General features: G+C 51.3%; 25 protein-coding genes. 19 read left to right on the plus strand and 6 right to left on the minus strand.

All coding sequences use genetic code 11. From position 1 onward, the window contains the following. The first annotated feature begins 150 nt into the window (after positions 1-150). The 4 genes from DCC85_RS03210 to ltrA all read left to right on the plus strand — a co-directional run bounded on the left by DCC85_RS03210 (position 151) and on the right by ltrA (position 4,147). Positions 151-1,638, plus strand: a complete 1,488-nt coding sequence (locus DCC85_RS03210) for an MDR family MFS transporter (protein ID WP_108467700.1) — start codon at positions 151-153, stop codon at positions 1,636-1,638. Positions 1,639-1,708: 70 nt separating this feature from the next. Beyond that, positions 1,709-2,053, plus strand: coding sequence for a hypothetical protein (locus DCC85_RS03215; RefSeq protein ID WP_442789532.1), 345 nt, complete (start codon positions 1,709-1,711; stop codon positions 2,051-2,053). A gap of 23 nt (positions 2,054-2,076) precedes the next feature. Next, positions 2,077-2,250 carry a hypothetical protein gene (locus DCC85_RS23095; RefSeq protein ID WP_199909967.1) on the plus strand — a complete coding sequence of 58 codons (174 nt, stop codon included), beginning with the start codon at positions 2,077-2,079 and terminating at the stop codon, positions 2,248-2,250. 496 nt (positions 2,251-2,746) lie between these two features. Next, positions 2,747-4,147 carry a group II intron reverse transcriptase/maturase gene (gene ltrA / locus DCC85_RS03220; protein WP_108463800.1) on the plus strand — a complete coding sequence of 467 codons (1,401 nt, stop codon included), beginning with the start codon at positions 2,747-2,749 and terminating at the stop codon, positions 4,145-4,147. An 80-nt stretch (positions 4,148-4,227) separates the two neighbouring features. On the opposite strand, the gene DCC85_RS03225 is transcribed toward ltrA, so the two are convergent. Further along, complete coding sequence (locus DCC85_RS03225; RefSeq protein WP_108464274.1) at positions 4,228-4,692, minus strand: MarR family winged helix-turn-helix transcriptional regulator; 465 nt, start codon at positions 4,690-4,692, stop codon at positions 4,228-4,230. Between the two features lie 257 nt (positions 4,693-4,949). Between DCC85_RS03225 and DCC85_RS03230 the strand changes: the two genes are divergently transcribed. Genes DCC85_RS03230 through DCC85_RS03240 form a run of 3 tightly spaced genes read left to right on the plus strand, consistent with a single transcriptional unit; the run spans position 4,950 to position 8,299 of the window. After that, a complete protein-coding gene (locus DCC85_RS03230; protein WP_108464275.1) occupies positions 4,950-6,275 on the plus strand; it encodes an MFS transporter in 1,326 nt (441 codons plus the stop codon). A 15-nt stretch (positions 6,276-6,290) separates the two neighbouring features. After that, a complete protein-coding gene (locus DCC85_RS03235) occupies positions 6,291-7,001 on the plus strand; it encodes an ABC transporter ATP-binding protein (RefSeq protein ID WP_108464276.1) in 711 nt (236 codons plus the stop codon). A 20-nt stretch (positions 7,002-7,021) separates the two neighbouring features. After that, entirely contained in the window at positions 7,022-8,299 is a 1,278-nt protein-coding gene (locus DCC85_RS03240; protein ID WP_234414324.1) for an ABC transporter permease, read from the plus strand. 72 nt (positions 8,300-8,371) lie between these two features. Here DCC85_RS03240 and DCC85_RS03245 read toward each other — a convergent pair whose 3' ends face one another. Next, positions 8,372-9,643 (minus strand): BaiN/RdsA family NAD(P)/FAD-dependent oxidoreductase, encoded by a 1,272-nt coding sequence (locus tag DCC85_RS03245; RefSeq protein ID WP_108464278.1) that lies wholly within the window; start codon positions 9,641-9,643, stop codon positions 8,372-8,374. A 385-nt stretch (positions 9,644-10,028) separates the two neighbouring features. Between DCC85_RS03245 and DCC85_RS03250 the strand changes: the two genes are divergently transcribed. The 4 genes from DCC85_RS03250 (at position 10,029) to nadE (ending at position 14,357) form a co-directional block, all read left to right on the plus strand. Further along, positions 10,029-10,895: a phosphosulfolactate synthase gene (locus tag DCC85_RS03250; protein WP_108464279.1), complete on the plus strand. Its 867-nt coding sequence runs from the start codon at positions 10,029-10,031 to the stop codon at positions 10,893-10,895. Between the two features lie 130 nt (positions 10,896-11,025). Beyond that, positions 11,026-12,702 (plus strand): two-component system sensor histidine kinase NtrB, encoded by a 1,677-nt coding sequence (locus tag DCC85_RS03255; protein WP_159081765.1) that lies wholly within the window; start codon positions 11,026-11,028, stop codon positions 12,700-12,702. Positions 12,703-12,839: 137 nt separating this feature from the next. Beyond that, positions 12,840-13,274, plus strand: a complete 435-nt coding sequence (locus tag DCC85_RS03260) for a BrxA/BrxB family bacilliredoxin (RefSeq protein ID WP_108464281.1) — start codon at positions 12,840-12,842, stop codon at positions 13,272-13,274. A gap of 273 nt (positions 13,275-13,547) precedes the next feature. Beyond that, on the plus strand, positions 13,548-14,357 hold the full coding sequence (gene nadE, locus DCC85_RS03265) for an ammonia-dependent NAD(+) synthetase (RefSeq protein ID WP_108464282.1): 810 nt from the start codon (positions 13,548-13,550) through the stop codon (positions 14,355-14,357). Positions 14,358-14,428: 71 nt separating this feature from the next. On the opposite strand, the gene DCC85_RS03270 is transcribed toward nadE, so the two are convergent. Both DCC85_RS03270 and DCC85_RS03275 read right to left on the minus strand, forming a co-directional pair. Further along, the gene (locus tag DCC85_RS03270) at positions 14,429-15,325 is read right to left on the minus strand and encodes an AraC family transcriptional regulator (protein WP_108464283.1); all 897 of its coding nucleotides are present in this window, start codon (positions 15,323-15,325) and stop codon (positions 14,429-14,431) included. Between the two features lie 238 nt (positions 15,326-15,563). Next, a complete protein-coding gene (locus DCC85_RS03275) occupies positions 15,564-16,379 on the minus strand; it encodes an alpha/beta hydrolase family protein (protein ID WP_442789517.1) in 816 nt (271 codons plus the stop codon). A gap of 151 nt (positions 16,380-16,530) precedes the next feature. On the opposite strand from DCC85_RS03275, the gene acpS reads away from it, so the two are divergent. Both acpS and mutY read left to right on the plus strand, forming a co-directional pair. Then, positions 16,531-16,929, plus strand: a complete 399-nt coding sequence (gene acpS / locus DCC85_RS03280; protein ID WP_108464284.1) for a holo-ACP synthase — start codon at positions 16,531-16,533, stop codon at positions 16,927-16,929. A 16-nt stretch (positions 16,930-16,945) separates the two neighbouring features. Continuing rightward, entirely contained in the window at positions 16,946-18,130 is a 1,185-nt protein-coding gene (mutY, locus tag DCC85_RS03285) for an A/G-specific adenine glycosylase (RefSeq protein ID WP_108464285.1), read from the plus strand. A 197-nt stretch (positions 18,131-18,327) separates the two neighbouring features. Here mutY and DCC85_RS03290 read toward each other — a convergent pair whose 3' ends face one another. After that, positions 18,328-18,939, minus strand: coding sequence for a superoxide dismutase (locus DCC85_RS03290; RefSeq protein WP_108464286.1), 612 nt, complete (start codon positions 18,937-18,939; stop codon positions 18,328-18,330). Between the two features lie 471 nt (positions 18,940-19,410). Here DCC85_RS03290 and DCC85_RS03295 point away from each other — a divergent pair, with 471 nt between their 5' ends. From DCC85_RS03295 to DCC85_RS03320, 6 genes are all read left to right on the plus strand, one after another. After that, a complete protein-coding gene (locus DCC85_RS03295; RefSeq protein WP_108464287.1) occupies positions 19,411-19,848 on the plus strand; it encodes a GNAT family N-acetyltransferase in 438 nt (145 codons plus the stop codon). Between the two features lie 226 nt (positions 19,849-20,074). Then, positions 20,075-21,787 carry a tRNA epoxyqueuosine(34) reductase QueG gene (queG, locus tag DCC85_RS03300; RefSeq protein WP_108467702.1) on the plus strand — a complete coding sequence of 571 codons (1,713 nt, stop codon included), beginning with the start codon at positions 20,075-20,077 and terminating at the stop codon, positions 21,785-21,787. Next, positions 21,784-22,818 (plus strand): HD-GYP domain-containing protein, encoded by a 1,035-nt coding sequence (locus DCC85_RS03305; protein WP_108464288.1) that lies wholly within the window; start codon positions 21,784-21,786, stop codon positions 22,816-22,818. The genes queG and DCC85_RS03305 overlap by 4 nt, the downstream gene beginning before the upstream one ends. 87 nt (positions 22,819-22,905) lie before the next feature. After that, positions 22,906-23,139: a YneF family protein gene (locus tag DCC85_RS03310; RefSeq protein ID WP_108464289.1), complete on the plus strand. Its 234-nt coding sequence runs from the start codon at positions 22,906-22,908 to the stop codon at positions 23,137-23,139. Positions 23,140-23,179: 40 nt separating this feature from the next. Then, positions 23,180-23,773, plus strand: a complete 594-nt coding sequence (folE, locus tag DCC85_RS03315; RefSeq protein ID WP_108464290.1) for a GTP cyclohydrolase I FolE — start codon at positions 23,180-23,182, stop codon at positions 23,771-23,773. Positions 23,774-23,842: 69 nt separating this feature from the next. Beyond that, positions 23,843-24,667: a lipoate--protein ligase family protein gene (locus DCC85_RS03320; protein WP_108464291.1), complete on the plus strand. Its 825-nt coding sequence runs from the start codon at positions 23,843-23,845 to the stop codon at positions 24,665-24,667. Positions 24,668-24,755: 88 nt separating this feature from the next. Here DCC85_RS03320 and DCC85_RS03325 read toward each other — a convergent pair whose 3' ends face one another. Continuing rightward, on the minus strand, positions 24,756-25,973 hold the full coding sequence (locus DCC85_RS03325; RefSeq protein WP_108464292.1) for a Fe-Mn family superoxide dismutase: 1,218 nt from the start codon (positions 25,971-25,973) through the stop codon (positions 24,756-24,758). Positions 25,974-26,033: the final 60 nt, after the last annotated feature.

Here is a 26,033-nt window from a genome sequence, read left to right on the forward strand (position 1 = left end):
TGAAGTCTCTGTCCTGAGGCTCTTTTTTTTGCGTATCTACAAATAGACTTAACCGGGTTATATAACTATAATAGAAGCTTGTGGATTATCCTTCCACCTCTATGGAAGATGATGTGAAAAGAAGGGTGGACAATCGGTATGACAATGAATATGAAGCGAGGCTATATTCTGGCTGGGCTTCTGCTGTCGACGTTTTTGGCAGCAATTGAGGGCACCGTTATCGGTCCGGCCGGGCCTCGAATTGTTGGTGATTTGGGCGGTGTGGAGCTGCTTAGCTGGGTGTTTACAGCCTACTTGCTGACGATGGCAGTGACAACGCCGATTTTTGGCAAGATCAGTGACTTATATGGAAGGAAGCCGGTATTTGTGATCGGCTCGGTGCTGTTTCTGGCTGGTTCCGTAATGTGTGGACTTGCACAAGGCATGGAGCAGCTGATTATCTTCCGTGCAATTCAAGGCATTGGCGCCGGAGGGCTCATTCCGGTTACCTTTACAATTATTGGGGATATTTATCCTATCGAAGAGCGGGGGAAGATTCAGGGCTATATCAGCTCAGTGTGGGGGATCTCCTCATTAGTAGGTCCGCTGCTTGGGGGGTATGTGGTGGATTCACTGAACTGGCGCTGGGTCTTCGGCTTCAACGTTCCCTTCGGCCTGCTGTCTTTGTACTTTATTCTTCGTTACTTCCATGAACAAATGGAGCGCCGCAAAGTTAAAATTGATTATGCCGGAGCAGTAACCTTTACGGTGGGGGTAGCGGCCTTGTTGTTCGGACTAGCTACCGGCGGGCAGCAGTTTGCCTGGAATTCGCCCATCCTGTTGACGGTGTTTGCTGTAGCCATTCTTATGCTGGCAGCCTTTTTTATTGTGGAGAATAAGGCAGAGGAGCCGCTTGTTCCGCTGAGGCTGTTCCGGATCCGGGACGTTGCCTATTCCAATGTGGCCAGCTTGCTGGCGAGTGCACTCTTGATTGGTCTGACTTCTTATTTTCCGCTGTGGGTTCAGGGTGTTCTCGGAGAGAATGCTACACGTTCGGGTCTGCTGCTTGCTCCGATGTCTGTCTGCTGGCTGGTAGGCTCAGTGATCGGCGGACGCTGGATTGTGAGCCGGGGCTCTCGCTTTACTTCGCTAATCGGACTCTTATTGATTGCGATAGGGGCCATCGGCCTTGTCTTTGTAACGGACGGCACGCCTGAGGCTATGCTCATGGTATGGAACGCAGTTTACGGCCTTGGCTTCGGTCTGTCGTTCACAGTATTCACGATCATTGCTCAAAGCTCGGTGGGCTATCAGCTGCGGGGCGCGTCAACCGCTCTGAACTCCTTTGTCAAATCACTGGGCCAGACGATTGGCGTAGCGGTATTTGGGGCGCTGATTAACCAGCATATTGCGAAGGAGACGGCTTCAGGGAGCGTGATGGGCGTTAAGGTGACTCAAGAGGATGTGAACAGCCTGCTGTCACCTGAGAAGGTGCAGCAGCTCCCCTTAGAGCTGTGGAATACGCTTCGTCATGTGCTTGAGAACGGTCTTCATGTGCTATATATTGTTATGGCTGCAATTGCGGCAGCTGGGGTCATCAGTGTGCTTGGACTGCGCAACCGTGCCCCTGAAGCGGAAGGGTCCAGAGAGGAAGCTTGAATCACGGGTAAGGCAAGGTATAAAATCGCTTCTCCCTCCACACCTTATGGAAAAGGGGAGGTGGATGGATTTGAACGAACCGCTAAACACAGATCAAGGGACATTGGTACAGGCTTGGCAGCAGATGCTGCCCTCTATGCTGAGTCCGGGAGACTCGGCCCAAGTTTTGGCGGATAACGCCGATCCGGCATGCCTTAGGGTTCATATTAATGTAGCGGGTCATCAGATGTATTCATTTGATTTCCAGTGCATTTATCAGGACACAAGAGAGCTGGAGGTTAAGCTGGTCGATGTGGAACGCTCGGGACGATCGGTAGACGAGCACAGCGACGTTATTCAGGAGCTGGCCGAGGATTATGCCCGGCATATTCATGAATGCGCCCAGCAGCTTCAGGTTGTGACCAACCCTTCTTAGGGAGAAAGCGAGGTATACCAGCTATGACCAAGGCTCCATCTGGTGTAGACAAGAACCTGCTTAATGAAGTAGAGGCGCTGGAGACGGATCCGGTGAACAGCCATCAGGCCCAGCAGCTTCATCAGGATCGCAATGACCGCAGGCATCAGGATGCTAAGCATCATTACAAGAAGAAGGATATGGATCCGACGCATTAATAGCTCGGAGATAACCTTATATGTAAGATATAAGAACCCTCGGATTTCCTATCCGAGGGTTCTTTTGAGCGTGCGCCCGGCATGGGCGATAACTCGGCGGTGAAAGTCCGCTACAGGCTTGGCAGTAGGAACTGTTAGCTGAAGGCAAGGGTGTCCGCCGCGAGGCGGAATCTGAAGGAAGCCGGAGGCAAACCCTCGGTCTGACGAACAGAAATCACATAGAAGGCATCATGGGACGGACGAGCTTGCACTACAAAGCAAAGTCCAATACTGCCCGAATCCCATGGTGTAAATGTGGCAGATAGATGAGGGGAAGGTTATCGCTCTTACCCGGGGAGGTCTCACAGACGACAAGTAGGAAAAAAAAAACCGAAAGACGGAGTAAAGCTTGCTGTGAGAAGTCAGCAGAGGCCATAGTACCCGGAAGGTTTTTTTTTTCGGGGAAGGGCCGAACAATCGTAAGTCTCGAGTACATACCGAAAGGAGAGCTGACGCGATGAAAGCAGAATACCGAAAGGGCTACCTGCAAAGGGATAGCGTGGAACGCGAAGAGCATGCGGGAGTGCGGAGCGCCGGTACTCGGGAACGTAAAGAAAGAGGCGGTGCAACAGACCTGCTGGAGCAGATTCTGGACAGAGACAATCTGAACAGAGCCTACAAACAGGTCAAACGCAACCATGGAGCGCCAGGAATCGACGGAATGACCGTAGAAGACGCGCTACCCTGGCTGCAGGAACATAGAGACGAGCTGTTGCAAAAGATCCGGGAAGGCAGATACAAGCCCAGCCCAGTACGGCGCAAGGAAATTCCCAAAGCAGATGGAAGCGGAGTACGGAAGCTTGGCATACCCACGGTCGTAGACCGAGTGATTCAGCAGGCAGTCGCCCAGCAGCTCCAGCCCCTGTTCGAGCCGCTCTTCTCGGAGGGAAGCTATGGCTACCGCCCCGGTCGGAGCGCACAACAGGCCATTCGCAAGGTGAAAGACTATGCAGAACAGGGATACGGCTACGCAGTAGAAATCGACCTCTCCAAATACTTCGACACGCTGAATCATGAGCTGCTTATGCATCTTTTGCGCAAACAAATTCAGGACAGACGCGTAACCGAACTGATTAAGAGATACCTGAAAAGTGGGGTTATGGAGAACGGGGTGCACTGCAAAACAGAAGAAGGCTCCCCTCAGGGAGGCCCCCTGTCGCCGCTTCTGGCGAACATCTACCTGAACGAATTTGACCAAGAGATGAAAGGCCGCGGAGTGAACGTCATCCGCTATGCGGACGATATTGTGGTGCTTGCCAAAAGCAAACGGGCAGCGGTGCGGCTACTGGAATCCTGCGGAAAGTACCTGGAGACCAAACTGAGACTCCAGATCAATACGCAGAAAAGTAAGGTCGGTAGCGTAGTGGCTCGAAAGCACTTCAAATTTCTCGGCTTTGCCCTGGGAAAGAACAAGAACGGCATGTATATCCGTGCCCATGGACAATCCCTCGCAAAAGCGAAGAAGAAGTTGAAAGAACTCACAAGTCGCAGCCAGGGCAGAAATGTTCGCCAAGTCATGGAAAAGGTAAAAGTCTACATTCGGGGATGGATTGGTTACTACTATGTGGCCGACATGAAACGGATCCTGCAAAGCTGGAGCGAATGGTTGCGAAGACGACTGCGGATGTACATCTGGAAACAGTGGAAAAAGCCGCGAACAAAAGTACAAAACCTGCGGAAGCTGGGGATACCGGAATGGCAGGCTTACCAGTGGGGCAATTCCCGTCTCGGGTACTGGCGCATCGCCGGAAGTCCAGTGTTGTCTCGTTCCATAACAAACAAAAAGCTCGTACAGGCAGGATATTATGACTTTCCTGCGCAATACGAGCGTTTACGTAAATTGCACTTATGCGGTTGAACCGCCGTATACCGAACGGTACGTACGGTGGTGTGAGAGGTCGGCTACTCATCTAATGAATAGCCTCCTACTCGATTTCATTATTTGCGGGTCAAGGGAGCCAGCTTCTCGGCTTCTCTTCCCATCTTCTTCAGCAGCGCGATCAGTGTCTCCTTCTCGGCAGCATCCAGGCCGCTTAGCGCATGGTCAATCCGATCTCCAAATTCGGGGTACAGCCGATCCATCAAGGCTTTACCCTGAGGGGTAAGCTCTGCAAAGATCACACGGCGATCCCGGGCACAAGGGGTGCGGTGCAGATATCCGGCGGCTTCAAGTTTATCAATGACATAAGTAACGTTTCCGCTCTGAAGCAGCAGCTTGGCCCCGATCTGCTGGATCGGCTGCTGTCCCTTGTAGTAGAGTACCTCCAATACGGCGAAGGCTGTAGGATTAAACCCCTGAATTTTGCTTCCAGTCACGGCATGCTCATTGACGCTCTTGAATGATTTTGCCAGCACACGGTATAGGTGCAGAGACAACTCCGTTCGCTCCTCGGTCTTTATCATATTCATCCCGCCTCATGGTATATTTTGGTTGAAAGGTTATAAATTTATCGAGTTATTAGTATCTTAGTGCAATTGGCGAGTTGGAAAAAATATAATTTATCACAATTTTGGCTTTTTTCTAAGACGGAGGACTAAAAAAAATTCATTCTGCAATCCCTTGTTCATCTCATTCGCAGGTCGGATGGAGAAATGCCGCTGCTAAGTTACGATAGGGTTACCAATCAAAAAGGGAGTTAATAGGGATGGAGTGAAGGAGTGTGCAACAACAAACCGCGAAGCGCCCGGAATCTTTGCTGAAGAATCGGGCATATCTGGCACTGGTGGGGTCACAGCTTATCTCAAATCTAGGAGACTGGCTGCATATTTTGGCGCTATTGACTTTGTTTGGGCTGAAATGGCAGGCGACGCCGTGGCAAATTACCGGGGCTACACTTTGCATAATGCTTCCCACCTTGCTCGGCGGGCCTCTGGCCGGCATGCTTGCTGACCGGGTTGAGCGAAAGAAGCTGATGATTTTATCGGATGGAGTTCGGGTAATCCTTGTGCTTGGCATGGTGTTTGTTCAGGATATATGGCAAATGTATGGGCTTCTTGTGGCAAAAGGGTTATTTGATGTTATCTTTTCCCCGGCAAAAAGTGGTAAGATAAAGGAAATTGTCGAACGGGATCAACTCGATCAGGCGGTCTCTTATAGCGCGATTATCGAGCAAGGGAGCAAAATCGTTGGCCCGGCTTTAGGCGGGCTGTTAACCGCTGCTTTTGGCATCGGCGCATGCTTTCTAATCGACGCAGGCTCATTCCTGTTGTCCGGGCTGCTGCTGATCCTGGTGCCTGGAAGAAGGAATGGCGGGACCCGAATGGCGAATGAGCGGTCTGACGGTGCAGATCAGAGAGAGGGATTTTGGCGTGAGCTCTCTGCGGGGATGCGGACGATTGCTGAAATTCCAGTGATTGCGTATGGTTTGCTTGCGCTAGCTCTAGTGCTTCTGGTGCTGCAAATTGCGGATTCGCAGACGGTGGTGTTGTTCCGGGAGATCCCCGGAATTCCTGAAGATTTGCTCGGCTGGTGCATCGCATTAAGCGGTGCGGGTACCCTGCTGGCTGCGGGATTGGTTAAGCTGTTCCGGGGCTTCTCTCCCTTGGCCAAGATGGGCGCTGGGGGAACTGTGATGGGTGCCGTCTTTGCAGGAGCGGGGCTGATGGCGGAATATGGACCGTATGGGTCGGCGGGGCATGTCTTGATGGCTTGTACCTTCTTCGCGGCGGGTCTCGGTGCGGGCATGACCTTCATTCCGTTTCAGATCGAGCTTCAGCGCCGGACACCGGAACGATTGACTGGCCGTGTGTTCGGCACCGTCAGCAGTGTCACCTCAGCAGCAGCTCTGCTCGGGCCGGTCTGCGGCGGGTATCTCGTAACGACATTTGGAGCTTCGCCTGCTTTCCTGATTTCAGGCTCTTTGATGGGGTTGACGGGGCTTGCACTGCTAATGCTGAAGCAGAGCATTATGAAGAGGGACCTGAAGCAGGCGGAAAACATGTGTAATGAAGGAGGAGCTGCGGGAGGTGCGGCTGTAGAGAGCTGAACGCAGCAGGAATGAATGTCACAGATCAATACCGTATTAAAAGTTCAGATTCATGAAGCCGGTTATGAGCCGGCAGAGACTAAAATTCGTAACATATCATTTGACGTACAGCCTGGCAGTTTGACCGGATTAATTGGGCCTAACGGGGCAGGGAAGAGTACAACGATCAAGACGATTCTCGGTTTAATGCCTTATGCCAATGCCGAGATTGAATTTGGAGACGGTACAGGTACCTATGCCTATGTTCCCGAACAGCCCGTATTCTATGAGACGCTCACCCTGTGGGAGCACCTCTCCCTGGCTGCTGCTGTAAATGAGCTGGATGCCGAGAGCTGGGAAGCGGATGCGACCCGGCTATTGGAGCGCTTCCGAATGACGGAAGCAAAGCATCTGCTGCCCGGCGGCTTCTCCAAAGGGATGCAGCAGAAGATGATGCTGATGCTGGGATTTCTGGTTCGGCCTGATGTTTACATTGTAGACGAGCCCTTCATTGGCCTAGATCCTCGGGCGACCATGGACTTCTTAGAGCTTCTTCAGGAGGAGTGCCGCCGCGGTGCAGGTGTGCTCATGTCTACCCATGTGCTGGATACGGCCGAGAGAATTTGTGAGAAGTTTGTACTGATTCACGAAGGACGTGTAGCGGCAGCTGGTCATTTGGATGAGATCCGGCTGCAGAGCGGGTTGCCGCAGGCTACCTTGTTCGAATGCTTCAGTGCCTTAACTTAAGGAAGGGGAGAAACGCGAAATTGAGACTTGTCATGAGTACCGATCATCCCCGCCGTCTGTTCAGGCGAAGGCTTCAAGATTATGTTATCAAGCAATATCGCAATATTCGAGCAGTGATCGATCTTATTGTACTGCTGTATATTTTTGTTCCCGGATTGCTCCTTGGGGGATGGCTATATATCGGGCTTTGGGATGAAGGGTTACCGCGGGAGCTGGAATCCTTCCCTTATTCGATATGGCCTGCCCTGCTCTATTTCTTGGTTAGAATCATGGCAGGCGGGCTTGTTCTATTCGTAGAGGACGCGGATGTGCTGTTTCTCCGTAGAGGTGGATGGCTGCAGGCAGTTATGATCCGGAGTATGGTATTCTCTGCCCTGACCCTGCTGCTGGCTGGAGCACTGGGGCTTGGCCTGTTGGCCCCCGTGCTCGTACGCATATATGGCTTGGGCATAGAAGATATCTGGGTGTTAATGCTAGGAACTGTAATGCTCCTCTGGATGGAGCAGCTGACCATACACCTCATCCAGGTGAAGCGGTCAGGCGTGCGCAGGTTCGTTCTACGCTATGGGACGCAGACCGGGTTTATCGCCGCCTATGTGGCACTAGCGCAGGCGGGCCGTTTATCGCCTGCCTGGCTGCTGGGCGGAGCGGCAGCTGCATTTCTGGCCAGCATGATTCTTATGCGGTACAGACTTCGGCTGCAGGGCACCTTCGATGCGGATGTTCGGGAGGATGCCCGGCAGAAGGAGCGGCTTACCGCCTTCCTTCTGTCTTCTGCGGTGGACAAGCCTAGCCGCACAGCCGCCAGGCCGTGGATCTTCAGGCATTCCAACCGGCTGCTGAAATCAGGGGATGCTGCCGTACGATTTGCGGAGCTGGGGGCAAAATCCTTCTACCGCAGCTGGGTCTATCTGAGGTTGTATGTGCTCTATTCCGTGCTGGGCGCCGTGCTGCTGCAGCTTCCGCCTTACCCGGCAAATCTGCTGGTTTATGCCGGACTGGTCCTTCTGCTTGCCTACTGGATGAACAGCTATCGTCTGCTGTTCATCCAGCGAAGCTTTATGAAGATGCTTCCGCTAGATGAGCAGCTTCCTTTCCGGGCAGGAGCTCCTTTTATGTTCCTCCTGATGCTGCCGGGAGTAGTCCTGCTTACTCTCGGCGTTGGACTTTCCTTGTTCCACGCGTGGTGGGGAGCCGTCCTTGGCCTTGCAGCGGGCATCTTTATCACATGGTGGATATCCTCATGGATTTGGAAGGTGTTTGGCGGATGGAAGGGAAGAAGGCTTAAATTGAAATAAGCAAGAATGCAGAAGGCTGTTCCCCTTGCCATCTAATGATGAGAAGAGGAACAGCCTTTTTTTGCGCATAAGTTATAAATGAACTGAGCCCGCAGCTGCGTGGCTCCCGGCGGTGAAGCCGGTGGCGAAAGCAGCGGTGATATTATATCCGCCCGTATAGCCGTGAACATCTAGAATTTCGCCGCAGAAATAGAGCCCGGGCATCAGCTTGGACTGCATCGTGCTGGGGTCAATCTCTTTCAGGTTCACCCCACCACCTGTAACGAAAGCCTCCTCGAAGGGCCGAGTGCCGGATGCCGACAGCTGAAAGCCCTTCAGGCAGCCGATAAAGGCAAGCCAAGGCTCTTTGGGCAGATGCTCAAAGGTTGTATCAGGAGCTAGGCCCCCCCGTTCGAACAGAAGGGGGAGCAGCCGCTCGGGGAGGGTTCCCTTCAGCACATTCTTCAGTGCTTTCTTCGGTTCGGCTGCCGCCATCCTGCGCAGCTCTGTCTCAAGATCCGCTTTGGAGCGGTCGGGGAACAGGTCGATCGACAGGGTGACCTCGGAGGTGTCAAATTTCCGTTTGACCTGGCGGATAAATTGGCTGCAGCGCAGCGCAATCGGGCCTGACAGTCCGAAGTGGGTGAAGATCATATCCCCGCGGTGAGCAATAACGGATTTCCCCTTTGGATTCAGGACAGACAGCTCAACATCCCGGAGTGATAGTCCCTGAAGCTCCCGGCTAAGTATAAAGGGCTCTCGGGAGGTAATTGGCACCTCTGTAGGGTACAGCTCTGTGATGGTGTGTCCTGCGGCCTTAGCCCAAGGATAACCGTCCCCGGTTGAACCGGTATGCGGTACCGAGCGCCCGCCAGTGGCAACGACGACAGAATGGGCTTTTATCGTTGTGCCGGAATCGAGTTCAACACCTGCAACGCCTTCCGGCCCGAACAAAATCTGCTTCACAGGTGAATGCACTTTAAGCTCTACACCAAGCGCTGATGCTCGTCCAATCAAAGCATCGACGACCGTCTTGGCCTTGTCGGATATAGGGAACATCCGGCCGTTATCCTCTTCCTTCAAGGCGATACCCAGGCCTTCGAAGAAGGCGATAATCTCCCTGCTGCCGAATTGATTAAGCGCACTGTATAGAAAACGGCCGTTGCCAGGAATGTGGCGGATCAGCTCGTCCATCTCCTTGGCATTGGTCACATTACAGCGTCCTCCGCCCGATATGCCAAGCTTCCTTCCCAGTTTGTTCCCTTTGTCGACCAGCAGGACGGAGGCTCCCTGCATGGCTGCCGAGATGCTGGCCATCAGGCCCGAGGGCCCGCCGCCAATAACGATAACATCATATGTTTTCATAGGGGTTCCTTTCCTTTTTGAACAGCGATAACAGTCTAGATATATAGAATGAACTAAAGAAATGAACGTTATAGGACCGTATTAGGCCGTGATAACAGAAAATTCAATGTAAAACTTTAGTTCAATCTATATAGCTATAAATTACATCAAGTTTTTTTCCATGATTGGAAGTATAGGAATTATAGCATGGAATTGGCTAGAGTCCTATTTGCAGGAGTCGTTAGCCGCATTCGTGCTCTATGTAGGTTATGTAGGTTATCCATTGGAGTTTAAATTAATTACATTGGATTTAGTCTAAAATTCCGAAAGTCACAAAAGGCTTAGAGCTTCAATTAGCTGCATATATTAGCCCCATGAAACAGATATAACTTTGAGGAGGCTTACTATGGAAAAAGCTCAATCGGACTGGTGGGATGCCAAGCTTCAGGACCCTGTAGGCGGCCGAACTGGCGGAGCCGGGTGCACCGGAAAAACGATGGTCATTGACAAAGGGCTTGGTCCGGGAACATTTACTGATTTAATAAGTATGTCGGCTCCTTATATCGATATTATAAAACTAGGCTTTGGCACAGCTGCCCTGACCCCGTATGATATTCTACAGTTCAAAATAGAGCAGGCCAAAATGAAAGGAATCACCATCACCCCCGGCGGCACCTTTCTTGAGATCGCCTTGAAATTAGGTTTGGAGAACGAATTTCTGGCCCAAGTCCATAGACTGGGGTTTAATGGCCTGGAGATTTCTGACGGGAGCTTTCCGATGTCACGGGAAAAACGTTCGGAGTTAATTCAGCGTGGAGTGGATATGGGATTAACCATCTACACAGAGTATGGTAAAAAGCTGGGCGGAAGCTCTCTGGAAATAGAGCACTTTGTTGAAACTGCTGTAGCAGATCTCAAAGTTGGGGCAGAGCTGGTGATTATCGAAGGCCGTGAATCAGGCAGCGGCGCGGGCGTCTATCATGCGGATGGAAGCTTGAAAAAAGATGATTTTATGAGCATCTTGCAGACTATGCCTCTACCCGAAAAAGTGATGTGGGAGGCTCCTCGCAAAGAGCAGCAGGTCTTTCTAATCAAGACGCTTGGGGCCAATGTCCATTTAGGTAATATTCCTTATGAGGATGTAATCGCATTGGAAGCCTTGCGAAGGGGGCTCCGGGCTGACACAGCCGTGTTGATGGATCAAATAAGCCAAGAATCCTCTGGAATTGACGCAGCTCTACCGGATCCTGGTGAATTTGGATATCTCAAGTAGATAGGACTCTATCAATATACTGTTCATGCTGGAGGTGGCTCTCAATAAAGAGAGTTATTGTAAAATATTGTCGCCTATGTTTTAATTCAAGTTAAGTAAGGCCTCTATGGGGAGGGAAGACGTCAGCGACATGAACGAAATTTTGCTATTGCTTTTGATAGCCAGCTTGCCAGCCCTAGTCTATCCGCTGCTTTATGAACTGGGAGGGGAGCTGCTCCGGCGTATAGGTATTCACGGGGAGACAGCCCATCATTCTGCTGCGCTGGTTGTATCCTGTTCCATTAGCCTGCTCCTCTGCTTTGCCTTTAGAACAGAGGTCTATGGGGTAATCTCTTTTAATTTCGGGATGGCGCCTTTATTTGTCGGTATACTGTGCGGAACCGTGTGGGATGGTGCAATACTGGCGATTCTGCAGCTTCTTCTATATGGCTGGTCGTTCATAGAGACACCTTCGGTGACTTGTCTTATTCTGGACACAGGCCTGCTGCTTTATCCTCTTCTTTTCTTATCTTCTTCGAAGTTTAAAGTATATGCCCGCTCGGGCAAATACGCGCTCCTTAGTCTGTTCTTGCTGGTTGGAGGATCCATCTCGACCTTCTGGCCGCTTCTGATAAGAAAGAATAGTATCAAGTGGGAAACTTATCTTCTATTAACAGCCTTCCTAATTACAATCTTCATCATGATCATTGGATTAAGTGTACTTTATAGCATAGAAAGCCTCAAAGAGAAAGACAAGCTGCGCCAGCAGATCCAGACGATGTCAGACAGATGTGTTCAGCGTACAGAGCGTTTTCAGCAGCTGATGGATGCTCTTCCGATCTCCATTGTTCTGACAGACTCCCAAGGTACAATCTATCATATGAACAGGGCGTGCCAAGCGCTCTTTATGAGTTTTAGCCCTGCGGTAGAAGAAGGGAGCTTCATCGGCAGAAATTTGGAAATATTGCTGAAGTCCTATCATTTTGAAACAGATTTTCTGCAGAAGAATCTTCAAGAATCTCTGACTTCGGCAGGTAAGCTGACTCCATATGAGGAGCGGGTGTTCTATGTAAATACCTGCCGAATTGAAGGTAAACCTCCTTTGGAAGAAGGGGTAATGGTGACCATTCAGGATATGACTGAGCTGGAGTCGTTTCGCAGCGAGCTTAACAATCTTGACCGGCTTAATCTTGTTGGGCAAATGGCCGCAGGGATCACCCATGAGATTAGAAACCCTATGGCTGTAGTTCGCGGATTTTTGCAGCTGATGAGAGAGAAGAGCCCTTCCACATTGGATCATTATTACCGAATCGTGATGGAGGAATTGGACCGGGCTAACGGGATTATCAGCGACTTTCTGTCCTTAGCGCAGAACCGTCCGGTCTATAAAGAGACGGCCAGTCTGCAGAAGATTATTCATGAGCTTATTCCCTTGGTACAGGCTGATGCGAATCTTCGGGGACAGAGCATAGAGGTGGATATTGAGGAACAGGTGCCCGAATTCGAAATGAACGCCAGAGAGATTAAACAGCTGATTCTGAATCTATGCCGAAATGCTATGGAGGCGATGGAGGACCATGGACAGTTGCGGCTGCGGACCAGCCTGCTCTCCGGTGCTGTTCAGCTGGAGGTTGCGGATACGGGGCCAGGAATACCCGAGGCTAAGCTCGATAAGCTGTTTCAACCGTTCTACACAACGAAGGCGAAGGGAACTGGGCTTGGACTTGTTCTGTGCCGCAGCATTGTGGAACGCCATAACGGGCAGATCAGCGTTCGCTCAGAGGAGGGGACAGGCACCACGTTTCTTGTTGTTTTTCCGATATCTTAACATTGTCTGCTCAAAGCTAACAGCCTGTGGGAGAAGAGGTCAGAGAGTTGATTTCCTTACTTAGGATTGTATAATAAAAAAGAATGGGACGTTAGAGCCTAGGTTATGCATGATAAGTCAGAAGGAGTGAATTATAAATGTCAATGTCTTTTGATCAATATATGAAAGATATGGTACAGCCTATGCGCGATGAGCTGACACGCATTGGTATTGAAGAGCTGCGCACCTCGGAAGAAGTGGAAGCGAAGCTGCCAGAGATGAAGGGAACCTCGCTTGTTGTAGTGAACTCGGTTTGCGGCTGTGCAGCGGGACAATGCCGTCCAGGTGTAGCTCGGGCGCTTCAGCATGAAGCAACCCCAGACCATCTGTTCACCGTGTTTGCTGGCCAGGATAAGGAAGCAACAGCCAAAGCACGTGAGTACTTTGCGCCTTATCCGCCATCCTCCCCTTCCATCGCCTTGCTGAAGGACGGAGAGCTTGTTCATTTTATTGAGCGTCATCAAATTGAGGACCGTTCGGCGGAAGAGATTGCGGCTGATTTGACCAGCGCTTTCGATCGCTTTTGCCGTTAATTGATTGATCAGCGCCCTGCGGGCCGGTTTATCCGGCTATTCTCGCGGGGCGTTTGCTATACATAACGACCTGGCATCATGGCTGAGGGGATGAAGGGCTTTCTTAAGCATGCTGTCGTTTCTATTTTTTAAAATGGCTTTATTGTATATAGAATGGCTGAAGTCGACAGCGATGTGTATGTTTCCTATGGGAAAATACCATACTGCAACAGATTTCAAGTCTAATTCCGTATGTGATGAATACCCAGTTAAAACCAAAGGAGTGAGCGGAATATGAGTTTGCAGCAGGAGATTATTTCAAGATTGGGCGTACAGCCGCACATTAATGTAGAGGCCGAGATTCGCAAGCGTGTAGATTTCTTGAAGAAGCATGTACTGGATTCCAAGACCAGTGGTCTCTTGATCGCGATCAGCGGCGGGATTGACAGTGCGGTAGCAGCCGCACTCTGCAAGCAGGCTACAGACGAGCTGACTAAGGAGAACGGGCAGGAATACATGACGCTTGGCGTATTTCAGCCTTATGGCACACAAGAAGATATCGAGCATAGCTACGCGGTGGCTAAGGCGTTTGGCCTTACTCACACCGTGGAGACGAATATCGAGGATGCGGTGAACGAACTGGCTCTGGAAACAGAGCAAGGGCTTAAAGATGTAGGCCAGCATCGGCATATGACTCCGCAGGGCAAGGGCAACATCAAAGCCCGGACTCGGATGGTTCTTCAATACGCCTTGGCGTTCGAGCTGAAGCTGCTTGTTGTGGGGACAGATCATGCTTCCGAGGCTCTTACCGGATTCTATACGAAATGGGGAGACGGAGCTGTGGATATTACACCGCTCAGTTCTTTGAACAAGCGCCAAGTTCGCCAGATCGCCGCATATGTTGGCGTACCGCAGGAAATTCTCGATAAGGCGCCGACTGCAGGGCTTTGGGAAGGACAGACGGATGAAGGCGAGCTTGGGGTCACTTACGAAGACAATAGCGATTATCTGGAGGGCAAGGATATTAATCCGAAGGCCAAAGAAGTTCTTGAAGCTTTGTATAAGAAGACAGAACATAAACGCAGCCCGATTCCGGGTATCTAGAGTTTATATAGAACCACCCTTCTTCGGCCTGGCTGAAGAGGGGTGGTTTTGATTCGGGAAGGTTAACTTTTTTACAATGCAGGTTTTACGGGGATATAAATATCCATCTGCTTGTTTGTCGTGCCGCTCGAGCGTTCATCATACCATTCAATGTCCGGAGCTTTAGCGTACTCATAGCCTGACTCAGGGAACCAGTTCCGAAAAATAAGATCCCAGGTATGCTGAATCGTGGAGGAGAATTCGGCCTCATCCGCTGGCGGCGTAGTAAATACGGCATATTGGGCTTCCTGTAAATGAAACTCTACCAATCCTTCAGGCACAGCCTCATCCTCGCTCGTCTCAAACCCAATAATGTACCTAAATCGACCTTCATTATCTGCCGGCGTACAGATGCCCAGCTCCACATATGGCGGCTGCTTGCCGGGAATTTGTTCCCATAGTTTATTCTGAATGTAATGCTGCCAGAAGGCAGGGATCTCCTTAAAGTTTTGTCCTTCAGCAACATTGGTATGAAGTGCATACCCGATAACTCTTTTGGCTGGTAATGTAATAATTTTTGGCTGCATAGCGAACTCTCTCCATTCTTTTAAGTGTGGAGCTGCACTTGAAGCCGGGAGCCACACGGGGGCAATCAGGAAAGGCACGGTGCCGAGCTGGCGGCACTCTGTGGGAAGCATCCCGTACATTTTCCGAAAAGCCCGGGAAAAGGTCTCTGGATTCCGGAATCCGCATTCCAAGGCGATATCCAGCACCCTGCGCTCAGTTCCCGTAAGCTGTTCGGCTGCTTTGGACAAGCGTCTTCTCCTGATGTAGGACATGACCGTATCTCCGACAAAATGCTGAAAGATGCGGTGGTAGTGGTATTCGGAGTAAAATGCCGCTTGTGCCAGCCCGCTTAAAGTGAGCTCCTCGGACAAGTGCTTCTCAATATAGTCAATACTCTGTCTGATCTTATCGATACTGTTCATGAACTTTTGTTCCTCCAGACCGGTCTGATATGAGTATAGAGAACTGGAGAGTTCGCTTCTTGATGTTTCTTGCTACCTCGTAAAGGGCGGCGTCGGGCCTTCTTGAAGTTGAAGGCCGGGGGATAATGAATAACACGTGCGGCTAGATAGAATGAATTAAAGAAATGAATGTTATAGGGCCGTATTAGGCCGGTAAATATAGAAAGATCAATGTAAAACTTTAGTTCAATCTATATCGTTAGGATAGATGCTGCTCTATAAATTGAAAGCTGGCGGCAAGAGCGGCTTCCAGCTGTGGCGTTGTGCCAGTGAAGGGATGTACAGTATTAAAAGTATGGCTGCCTTCTTCGATCTGGACCCAGGCAATGTCCGGGCGGGCTTTTGTAATATGAGCAGAACCCTCCCGCAATCGGCTGCTGTCGGCAGTACCCTGAATCAGAATGGCCGGGAAGGTGGATTTGCTAAGGCGGCTAACTATGTCGTAGCGCTCCCGCTGCTGCTCGAGGTCTTCCAGAATAACCACATCCAGCGGCATTTGCTGTCCTGTCCGTCCGTTAAGTACATAACTTCGTCCTTGCTCCCGCATCTGTTGTTTCTGTTCAGGGGTGAACAGGTCGAGGTTGGCTACTCCGTTCCAGGATAGAACGCCAGCAATGTGATCCGGATGATCCAGGGCGTACACCAGACAGGTGCCGGCCCCGCGGCTGTGGCCGATTAGGAATAATGGCAGCTTGTGCAGATTCGGGTCCTGATGGATGTATTTTATAAGTGCGGACAGATCCTTCTGTTCTTGGTCATAGGTGTTTCTGGCGAACTTGTCCAGTTCGGTGAACTGCATGGGGTCTTCGCCTATGCCGTTGTGGGAGAAATTAAAGGTAATGACTTCATGATGAACGCTTAGAGCTCCTGCAGCATAAGGGAACATTCCCCAGTCTTTGAAGCCTTTGTATCCGTGGGCGATTATAATGAGGCTCTTCGGTGGATGAACAGCGGAAAACCGGGTGCATTGAAGCTTGTTGCCATCTTCCATCGGAATAAGGAAATCATGAGACAAATGAGGTCACTCCTTCATCAGTTTATCGGATCAGGGCGGGCCTGAAATTATGGTTTATTATAGCATAAGGCTATTAGGGTCGCGTATTGCGTCCCTCCTTTGCTACAATGGATAATGCCTAATCTAAGGTGAAGAGAAAGAAGGGTGAACGTTGATCTACGGAATCGGGCATGACCTGGTGGAAATAGAACGGATGGACAAGATCCTAAGCGGCAGCGCAGGAAAGCGCCTGCTGCAGCGGATCTTAACGCCGGCCGAGCAAGAGCTGGCGAGCTTGCGGGGACGAACCTCTGAATTCGCAGCCGGACGCTTCGCGGCCAAAGAGGCCATCTCGAAGGCGCTGGGCTGCGGTATTGGCGGGGTTCTTGGCTTTCAGGATATAGAGGTATTACCGGATGCCTTAGGCAAACCGGGAGTGACGATTAGCGAAGAGGCTTGGGTTAGGTTAGGTCTAAGCAGACAAGCTGGATACAACGTACATTTGAGCATTACACATGAACGCAAGCTGGCCTCTGCTTATGCTGTGATAGAGCACGTCAGCGGCGTATAAGATAAGGGAGAAGAGTATGACGGAGATCGACATCAAGACATTTTTCAGCAGGGAACTGCTGTTATGGTATGAACAAGCGAAGCGGGATCTGCCGTGGCGCAGACATCGCGATCCGTATTATATCTGGATATCGGAGATTATGCTTCAGCAGACGCGCGTCGATACGGTCATTCCTTACTTCAACCGCTTCATTCAGCGCTTCCCGACCATTCAGTCGCTGGCGGAGGCGCCGGAAGAAGATGTCCTGAAATGCTGGGAGGGGCTTGGCTATTATTCGAGAGCACGCAACCTGCAGGCAGCAGCAAGACAGGTCGTTGAACGGCATGGCGGGGAGATGCCAAGAGATAAGGCCAGTGTATCTGCACTTAAGGGAGTAGGGCCTTACACTACTGGAGCCATTCTCAGCATTGCCTTTGGCCAGCCCGAGCCCGCCGTGGACGGTAATGTAATGCGGGTGCTGTCCCGTTACTTCTTGATCGAGGATGATATTATGAAATCAGGCACACGGGCCCGGATGGAGATTCTGGCCGCAGAGCTGATTCCAGCGGGCAGAGCTTCTGACTTTAATCAGGCGCTGATGGAGCTTGGCGCCCTTGTATGCACGCCTAAGTCTCCGCACTGCTTGACCTGCCCGGTCATGGAGCACTGCCAGGGGCGACTAGCGGGGATGGAGGAATCGCTTCCGGTGAAGACCAAGGCTAAGCCGCCGCGCCCCGAGAACCGCTTTGTAGCGCTTGTGGAAGGGGCCGGCCCGGAAGCGGGCAAGGTGCTGGTGCGCCGCCGCCCTGCGACCGGGCTGCTCGCGAGTATGTGGGAGCTGCCGCATCTGGCGGAGCTGGAGCCGGCGAAGCAGCCTAAGGCAGCACCTCACGGATCGCTGTCGGCTGATGAGGCAGCGATGAGCCGGCTCGCCAGGGAGCTGGCCGCCCAGGGCATCTTCGCCCGCCCGGCTGGAGCCTATATAGACGCGGAGCACACGTTCAGTCATATCCACTGGAACCTGCGCGTCTACAAATTCAGACAGGCCTCCGAGCTGGCTGGGATTGCCGCTGAGGCAAGTGCTACCTATGAGGCCGGGCTGGAGGAAGGCCCGAAGGAGCCGGGCGAATACCGTTGGATTACCCGGGAAGACATGGCCGACTTGGCCTTCCCAAATGTATTTCTGCGCATCCTGAACCGGTATTTCGAGGAGAGAGCATAGAGAGTAAGGGAATAGAGCTTCCTATTTGGAGCTTAGATGAGCTTGGATCATTCGGCTCCAAAAGTTCAATGGGTGAACATGGGCAGCAGTAGCATTATGGGCTGCAAGGCTGCCGAGGAACAAGGAAAAAGAGGGTGTCCCAAAAGTCATCATAGATGACAAAGGGACGACCCTCTTTTCTTTGTGAATTAAAGTTATTACTTCGCCGCCGCATAGCGCTTGCTGACTTCATCCCAGTTAACCACATTCCAGAAAGCTGAGATATAATCCGGGCGTTTGTTCTGGTATTTCAAGTAGTAGGCATGCTCCCACACATCGAGCCCCAGAATAGGAGTCAGTCCTTCCATCAGCGGGCTATCCTGATTCGGGGTGCTGGTGACTGCCAGCTTGCCGTCTTTGCCGACGACGAGCCAAGCCCAGCCGCTGCCAAATCGGGTTGTCGCTGCTTTTGTAAAATCTTCTTTGAATTTGTCGAATCCTCCGAGCTCATTGTCAATCGCTGAAGCCAGATCTCCGCTTGGCTTTCCGCCGTCGCCTGGCCCAATAACTGTCCAGAATAAGGTGTGGTTCGCATGGCCTCCGCCGTTGTTGCGTACCGCGGTACGGATCGATTCCGGTACGGCATTCAGATCCGAGATTAGTTCCTCCACACTTTTCCCTTGCAGCTCGGGTGCGTTCTCAAGTGCGTTATTTAAGTTCGTTACATAAGTATTATGGTGGCGGTCATGGTGAATGTTCATGGTCTGTTCGTCGATATGCGGCTCTAGAGCGTTTGCCGGATAAGGCAGTGCAGGCAATTCATACGCCATTTTAGAAATCCCTCCTAGGTTCTTTGGAAAGTTATAAAGCACCACACAAGCAAAGAACGGCGCAGCTCACCTGTAGAGGGCGGCTCATCCGTTCTGGGCCTGGGATCTTTACTATATATTACCCGAATATGCGAAAGGAAAATCACGGATTTCCTCTTTGTTCCTATTTTTACTTTAATTTAATGGTGATGCTTGAGTTTACACAAAATCAATAATTGTTGCAGGGAAAAGAATCACACGATATATCCAGTTTTATGCACAAGTGCTTAAATTGACAAAAACAAGAATGAAAGCGCTTAATAAAAAGCGCTTTCATAAGAAAATGCGTGAAATCGGGAGATAAATATGTTTTAATTATCGATGAAGCAGTTTTTTATCGGTTTTTGTCGGGATTTCCGTATTTGATGAATGTAAATTCTGTCCTGGGATTTACATTTCTCTATCAAGCAGAAGAAGAGGGAGATAAGAAGCATGCGGGTTCGTTCCTTTCAGTTGAGCGATGTCAATCAAGTGACTGAGCTTTTGCAGATGGCGTTATCGGAAGAATGCTACGAAGATACAAAGCGTGCATTCGCTAGACAGCTGTCTTATGATTCTGAACTGATTATGGTTACGGAAGTTGAAGGCGAGATTGTCGGCGCACTCATCGGCACCATTGATCAAAATTTCGGGTGTATTTACCGGGTTGCCGTTCATCCTGACTATCGCCGCAGAGGAGTTGGCAAAGCGCTTGTTACAGCTATGGAACAGCGTTTCCAGCAGCGCAAGGTCAGCCACATTATGGTTGCGGGAGACGAGCATAACCAAGCTGCTATGCCGCTGTATGAGGCGATGGGCTACGCCAATCGGATCCTAGAAGCTTTTCAGAAACTGAGCATTGCTGCTGTATCATCTTTATCCAGATCTTAAGTCTTAAGTTGAGCAGCTATAATCTTCTATTATGAAGCATATCTCCATCCGTTGCGTTTACGGTGGTCGGTATGCTTTTCTATTTATGTAGGGCTCAGGGAAGAATAATAATGTATAGGAACGGGCTTTCTACTGCCTGTTAAATATAAAGTGTGGGAAGGCTATAAATAATGAGGTGAATAATGAAGTGACGCTGTCTAATTCTGCCCATACAGGTGAAGCGGCCATGTGGGAGAGGCTCAAACAAGAAATCAAAGAAGCTGCATCTGATTTAGGTATCGATGATATCGGATTTGCCACGGCAGATCCGTTTCTATCTTTGAAGGCGGCGCTAGAATTCAGCCGCAGCATGGGCTATGAGTCTGGATTTGAAGAGCCTGATATCGACAAGCGGGTCTATCCTGAATTAAGTCTGAATGGAGCGGCATCGATTATTTCAATTGCTGTTGCCTATCCTTCCAAGATGAAGAATCCGCCGAAATCCGAGCCTGGAAAGAACAGGGGAATTCTGGCCAGATCCGCCTGGGGCAAGGACTACCATCATGTGCTTCGCGAAGCTCTGGGAAAGCTTGAGGCGTTGATTCTCTCCAAGGTACCAGAAGCGCGGGTTGAAAGCATGGTGGATACAGGCGTGCTGAACGACCGTGCCGTGGCCCGTCGGGCGGGAATAGGCTTTGGCGGGAAGAATGGTCTGATTATTTCCCCGAAATGGGGCTCCTGGATTTATCTCGGGGAGATGATTACGAACATTCCGTTTCCGCCCGACAGTCCGGTTACCGAGGATTGCGGCGAATGCACGAAGTGTCTTGATGCGTGTCCTACCGGAGCCTTGGTTGGAGACGGGGTGCTGAACGCACAGCGCTGCGTATCCTTCCTAACCCAGACCAAGGGTCTGCTGGAGGATGAGTTCATGCTGAAGATCGGTAACCGTTTGTACGGATGTGATACTTGCCAAATTGTCTGTCCTAAGAACAGGGGCAAGCATTGGGAGCATCGTCCTGAGCTTCAGCCCGATCCGGAGGTGGCGAAGCCTCTGCTGCTGCCGCTGCTTGATCTGTCGAACCGGGAATTCAAGGAACGGTTCGGTCACAGTGCTGCGGCGTGGCGCGGCAAGAAGCCGATCCAGCGAAATGCAGTAATTGCGCTGGGGAACTTCAAAGATGCCTCCGCTGTGCCGAAATTAATAGATATATTAAATAATGATCCGCGTCCCGAGCTTAGAGGGACTGCGGCATGGGCACTAGGCCGAATCGGGGGGAATGAAGCAATGCACGCCATTGAAATGGCATTACAGACAGAGAAGGACGATTCGGTAATCTCTTATCAGCAGAAGGCGCTGAGCAAGCTGAGAACAGAGCTCTCAGCTGAGCAGAAGCCAGAGCGGCAGCCTGGGGACGAACCGGGGAATCATCGAGAGCAGAAGCAACCTCGGGTTCACTACAATGAGGTTCAGTCACCGATTGGAACGCTGACCTTATACCGTACGGAGAAGGGGCTGTGCCTCATCGAATTTGGCAGCTTTGCCGATACAGAGCAGCTGAGCCGGGCATGGCTGGACAAGAGGGTTCCCGGAGCAGAACTTATCCGCTCTAAGGAAGCTCTCCAGCCAGCTGCAGAGCAGCTGGCCGAATATTTTACCGGCAGACGCAAGGCTTTTGAGTTGGAGCTCGATCTCTACGGAACGCCATTCCAACTGAAGGTATGGAAGGAGCTTTGCAGCATTCCTTATGGAGAGACAGCCTCGTATAAGGACATTGCAGAGCGAATTGGCCAGCCGTCTGCCGTCCGTGCTGTGGGCGGGGCCAACAACAAGAATCCAATTTCAATTATTATCCCGTGCCATCGGGTCATCGGAGTTAGCGGCAAGCTTGTAGGCTACGGAGGCGGACTATCTATTAAGGAGCAGCTCCTTGCCTTGGAGCAGGGGAGCCCTGAATGAAATATGTCGTCATGGAGGATGTTGAACCCGGACAGAAGCTGGGCAAGACAGTCTATTCTGCCAATGGAACCGTATTGCTGTCCGCAGGTGTTCAATTAACGGTATATATGATTAACACGCTGAATCGAATTGGCGTGACGAATTTGTATATCGAGGATGAGCTTTTTGCAGATGTGGAAATACCGGAGCTGCTTAGCGAACAAACCAAGCGGGCGGTGTACCGGGAAATGAATCAAGCGATGCAGGCCGTGCGATCAGGCAAGGAGTGGAGTACCCGCAAAGTATCCGGCAGTGTGGATGATCTGCTGAAGGACGTGCTGAACCAGAAGGACGTGATGCTTCAGCTGACCGAGATTCGAACCGAAGACAATGCGGAGTATGTTCATGCCATTAACGTGTGCTTGATCTCGGTGATGATCGGCGCGAATATGGGTCTGAATCAAGGGCAGCTCAAGGATCTTGCCATAGGCGCCCTGCTGCATGATATAGGGAAGAGCGGGATTCTTCACGGACAAACCGATGAGCAGGGGAAGGGCCATCATACCTGGCGCGGCTTTGAGACGCTTAAGAACAAGCGGGAATGGAACCTTCTAATCGCCCATACGGCTCTTCAGCATCATGAGAAGCTGAATGGAACCGGTCATCCGCGCGGCCTGTCGGGACAGGATATTCATCTCTATCCCCGAATTGTCGCCATTGCCAACATGTATGATAATCTTCTTGGCGGAGGCTCTGGGGGAGTGGACGTCGCTCTTCAACCTCATGAAGCCTGTGAACGGCTTATGGCGGCTTCAGAACAGGAGCTTGACCATCAGGCACTGATTGAATTTACAAGAATCATCTCCATTTATCCTAATGGAACGCCCGTAAGACTCTCCAACAAAGAGACCGGGGTTGTCATCAGTCAGCATCGGGGTCTTCCAAGCCGTCCGGTCATTCGGGTGGTCAGAGGCTATGAGGGAGATCTGGAGATTAAAGAAGTGGATTTGTCCTCGGAAACGACACTGTTTATTGAAGCGGTTCTGGCTTGAATATCATTTGCCTCGTCCTATGAGGAATGCTATTATAATTTAGTGCATTACACTAGGTACTAATTTGGATTACAGGGGTGGCTAACCATGTGGGATGTTATTATTCCGATCATTACGTTGATCGTTGGTCTGATTGCCGGATTTGCAATCGGAGTTTTCTACCTGCGCAAGCAATTGACCAAGATGCAGAGTGACCCGCAAATGCTTCAGAAGATGGCTAAGCAGATGGGCTATAATCTGAACGGCAAGCAAATGCAGCGCGCTCAGCAAATGATGAAGAATCAAAGTACTAAACCGGGAGCAAACCGGAGAAAAAAATAAAAGCCAACAAACTTAGATGCAGGAAGGAGGGGCACAAAAGATGGCAGGACTCAAAGATTATGTAAATTTACAGGTGGGCGATAACCGCGAGAAGATCGAGCACCATGTTCGTGAGATTCTGAAGCTGATCGGTGAGGATGTAGAACGCGAAGGGCTTCTAGAGACACCCGCACGAGTAACCCGGATGTACGAAGAGATATTCGGCGGCTATGCTGTGGACCCTCGTGAGGCGCTAGGCGTTACCTTTGAAGAGAATCATCAGGAGCTGGTAATTGTTAAGGACATTGTCTATTACAGCCAGTGTGAGCACCATATGGCGCCTTTCTTCGGGAAAGCGCATATTGGGTATATTCCTAGCGGAAGAATCGCCGGGCTTAGTAAGCTGGCTCGTCTGGTAGAGGCAGTAACCCGTCGTCTGCAGGTTCAAGAGCGTATCACTTCACAGATTGCGGACATTATGGACGAGGTGCTTAAGCCAGAAGGCGTTATGGTCGTTGTGGAAGGGGAGCATCTGTGCATGTGCGCACGGGGCGTAAAGAAACCTGGAAGCAAGACGATGACCTCCGCTGTACGCGGCAGCTTCCGCACAGATGCGGCATCGAGAGCCGAATTCCTGTCTCTCATTAAAGGTTAAGATTCGAATTGACTTAGGCCTTGCCCCTTGGGGCGGGGCCTTTTATCTTATCGAAAGGAGTGCAGGGAGATGAGCTTAGCTAAGTGGATGGAAGATTGGCAGCTGCCCGGTCTTGAGATCTGGGAGGCTCCTCTGTATGACGGCACAACTGATGCGGTGTACCCGTTCGCCTGGGAGGAATGGATGTGCAGACAGGTAGGGCAGGGCTATCCGCCGCTGCTTCATGTTTGGCGACATCCCCGGGCGTTTGTCGCTGGGCTTAGGGACCGCAGATTGCCTATGGCACAGCAGGCGCTTGACCGGCTGCGGAATGAGGGCTGGTCTGTGGCCGTCCGGCCGTCGGGCGGGGCAGCGGTTCCGCTGACCGCAGGCATCGTGAATCTTTCGATGATTCTGCCGAATCCCGGCAGATCGGTAAATATTCATGACGATTTTAAAAGGCTGTCCGGCTTGATCGGGCGGGCGCTCCTGCCGTGGACAGAAGAGGCTCGCGCTGGGGAAATCAGCGGTGCCTTTTGTCCCGGAGACTATGATTTAAGCGTGGCTGGCCAGAAGTTCTGCGGGATTGCCCAGCGCAGATTGGCTAAGGCTTATATTGTCAGCGCCTTCGTCATTGTAGAGGGAAGCGGAGATGACCTTGCCCGGCAGGTGCGGAGCTTCTATGAGGAGGCGGCGGGCGATCTGGATACAGGCTATCCTCAGGTGGAGCTGGGGACCATGGGCAGCCTGCAGGAGCTGGCTGGCGTTCGGAGCACAGCTGACTTTACGGATGCCCTGCTTGTAGCGGCAGCGGAATGCTTCGGCGGCCGGATACTGCAGGTACCGCCTCAAGTACCGGCTGACGTTATAGAAGAAATGACAGAGAAGATGAAGCAAAGATACGATGCTGATTAGACTTCAGGGTCATTATATTTGATATATAACGCAAAAAAGGCCTCTCTTAGAAATAAAATCAAGGGGCCTTTTCGCTCTAAACCGGAAATCAGTAAGGAGTCCATCTCAGTTTTTCTGCCTGCTCGAAGCGTTCTTGAACCTTTGGCCAATAGACGATATTCCACCAATCAGCAATATAATTCTTACGCTGGTTCTGATGCTTCAAATAGTAGGAATGTTCCCAGACATCGAGCGGAAGCAGAGGAACTACGTCCCACTGGGATAGATTCTGATGCTTCTCGGCTTGTAAAATCTCCAGCCGGTGGCTGCGCGGGCTCCAGACAAGAATTGCCCAGCCTCCGCCCTCGACCTTCTCGGCGGCCTGCGAGAATTGCTTGCGGAAGGCTTCATAGCTTCCGAAGTCTTTGCGGATCTGCTGAGCCAGCGCGCCTTCGGGCTTGCCTCCGCCCTTGGGGTTCATCGTGTCCCAATAGATGGTATGCAGGTAGTGCCCGGCTCCGTTGAAGGCAAGCTCACGTTCCCAGTGCTTGATCAGGTCAAAATTGCCTGTCTTGCGGGCCTCCTCCAGCTTCTTCTCTGCTAGGTTAAGACCATCTACATAACTGAGATGGTGTACGTCATGGTGAATGCGAACGGTTTTCTCGTCAATATAAGGCTCAAGCGCGTTGTAAGGGTAGGGAAGCGGCGGAAGCTTGTGCCCGCCAATCGGGACAGGAGGACCAGATGGGCTTTGGCCCGCTGGCTCCCGGCTGGCTGCCGGCTCTTGCGCATCCGGTGCCGCCGGAGCAGAAGCAGCTGGCTGCTGCGCAGACGACGGGTCTCTATGCCGGAATTCATGAAGTTCCCGGCCTCCTGCTGCTGCCTGAGCAGCGATCCTGCCGGGATGATTCAGCGCCTCCAGCACCTGGAGGAAGTACTCGGATTCCCTGATGATATGGAGCAGAACCACTCGGGCAAGCGGGATGGATTGAACGGCTTTGCTTTGCTCCAGTAAAATGTAAAGCTGTCTAATCCATTCCCTGGATTGACGGCAGGATACGGCCAGCAGCCTTTCGGTCTGGCGAATGAACTCAGGATGCGGCGCAGCATAGATGCCTTGCTGGATACCGTGGCGGAGCAGCGCATCTGCTGCTTCTTCGGTGTCGCCGAACACCTTGGCCCACTCGTCAAGCAATTTGACATAGGGGGGCTCAAGGGATGGAACAATGGCCTTGATGACGTCGACATGCTCTCTCTCCTGCTGTTTCCAAAAGCGAATCTCTTCTAGAATTCGTACGGGTAAATAGGACCCGTAAACAAAAAGCATAGACCGTACCTCCTCGGGTAGACATTCTTATTTTAGAATGTATGACGAGACAGGATTGGC

It is taken from the genome of Paenibacillus sp. CAA11 (genome assembly GCF_003060825.1).
Taxonomy (GTDB): domain Bacteria; phylum Bacillota; class Bacilli; order Paenibacillales; family Paenibacillaceae; genus Fontibacillus.

What these genes read in the sequence shown, in the direction of transcription:
- DCC85_RS03235 (WP_108464276.1), top strand. Translation starts at nt 6,291, where the DNA reads ATGTCACAGATCAATACCGTATTAAAAGTTCAGATTCATGAAGCCGGT.
- DCC85_RS03260 (WP_108464281.1), top strand. Translation starts at nt 12,840, where the DNA reads ATGTCAATGTCTTTTGATCAATATATGAAAGATATGGTACAGCCTATG.
- DCC85_RS03255 (WP_159081765.1), top strand. Translation starts at nt 11,026, where the DNA reads ATGAACGAAATTTTGCTATTGCTTTTGATAGCCAGCTTGCCAGCCCTA.
- DCC85_RS03310 (WP_108464289.1), top strand. Translation starts at nt 22,906, where the DNA reads ATGTGGGATGTTATTATTCCGATCATTACGTTGATCGTTGGTCTGATT.
- DCC85_RS03325 (WP_108464292.1), bottom strand. Translation starts at nt 25,973, where the DNA reads ATGCTTTTTGTTTACGGGTCCTATTTACCCGTACGAATTCTAGAAGAG.
- folE (WP_108464290.1), top strand. Translation starts at nt 23,180, where the DNA reads ATGGCAGGACTCAAAGATTATGTAAATTTACAGGTGGGCGATAACCGC.
- DCC85_RS03270 (WP_108464283.1), bottom strand. Translation starts at nt 15,325, where the DNA reads ATGAACAGTATCGATAAGATCAGACAGAGTATTGACTATATTGAGAAG.
- DCC85_RS03295 (WP_108464287.1), top strand. Translation starts at nt 19,411, where the DNA reads ATGCGGGTTCGTTCCTTTCAGTTGAGCGATGTCAATCAAGTGACTGAG.
- DCC85_RS03245 (WP_108464278.1), bottom strand. Translation starts at nt 9,643, where the DNA reads ATGAAAACATATGATGTTATCGTTATTGGCGGCGGGCCCTCGGGCCTG.
- nadE (WP_108464282.1), top strand. Translation starts at nt 13,548, where the DNA reads ATGAGTTTGCAGCAGGAGATTATTTCAAGATTGGGCGTACAGCCGCAC.
- queG (WP_108467702.1), top strand. Translation starts at nt 20,075, where the DNA reads ATGTGGGAGAGGCTCAAACAAGAAATCAAAGAAGCTGCATCTGATTTA.
- DCC85_RS03290 (WP_108464286.1), bottom strand. Translation starts at nt 18,939, where the DNA reads ATGGCGTATGAATTGCCTGCACTGCCTTATCCGGCAAACGCTCTAGAG.
- DCC85_RS03225 (WP_108464274.1), bottom strand. Translation starts at nt 4,692, where the DNA reads ATGATAAAGACCGAGGAGCGAACGGAGTTGTCTCTGCACCTATACCGT.
- DCC85_RS03210 (WP_108467700.1), top strand. Translation starts at nt 151, where the DNA reads ATGAAGCGAGGCTATATTCTGGCTGGGCTTCTGCTGTCGACGTTTTTG.
- DCC85_RS03320 (WP_108464291.1), top strand. Translation starts at nt 23,843, where the DNA reads ATGAGCTTAGCTAAGTGGATGGAAGATTGGCAGCTGCCCGGTCTTGAG.
- DCC85_RS03250 (WP_108464279.1), top strand. Translation starts at nt 10,029, where the DNA reads ATGGAAAAAGCTCAATCGGACTGGTGGGATGCCAAGCTTCAGGACCCT.
- DCC85_RS03305 (WP_108464288.1), top strand. Translation starts at nt 21,784, where the DNA reads ATGAAATATGTCGTCATGGAGGATGTTGAACCCGGACAGAAGCTGGGC.
- DCC85_RS23095 (WP_199909967.1), top strand. Translation starts at nt 2,077, where the DNA reads ATGACCAAGGCTCCATCTGGTGTAGACAAGAACCTGCTTAATGAAGTA.
- mutY (WP_108464285.1), top strand. Translation starts at nt 16,946, where the DNA reads ATGACGGAGATCGACATCAAGACATTTTTCAGCAGGGAACTGCTGTTA.
- ltrA (WP_108463800.1), top strand. Translation starts at nt 2,747, where the DNA reads ATGAAAGCAGAATACCGAAAGGGCTACCTGCAAAGGGATAGCGTGGAA.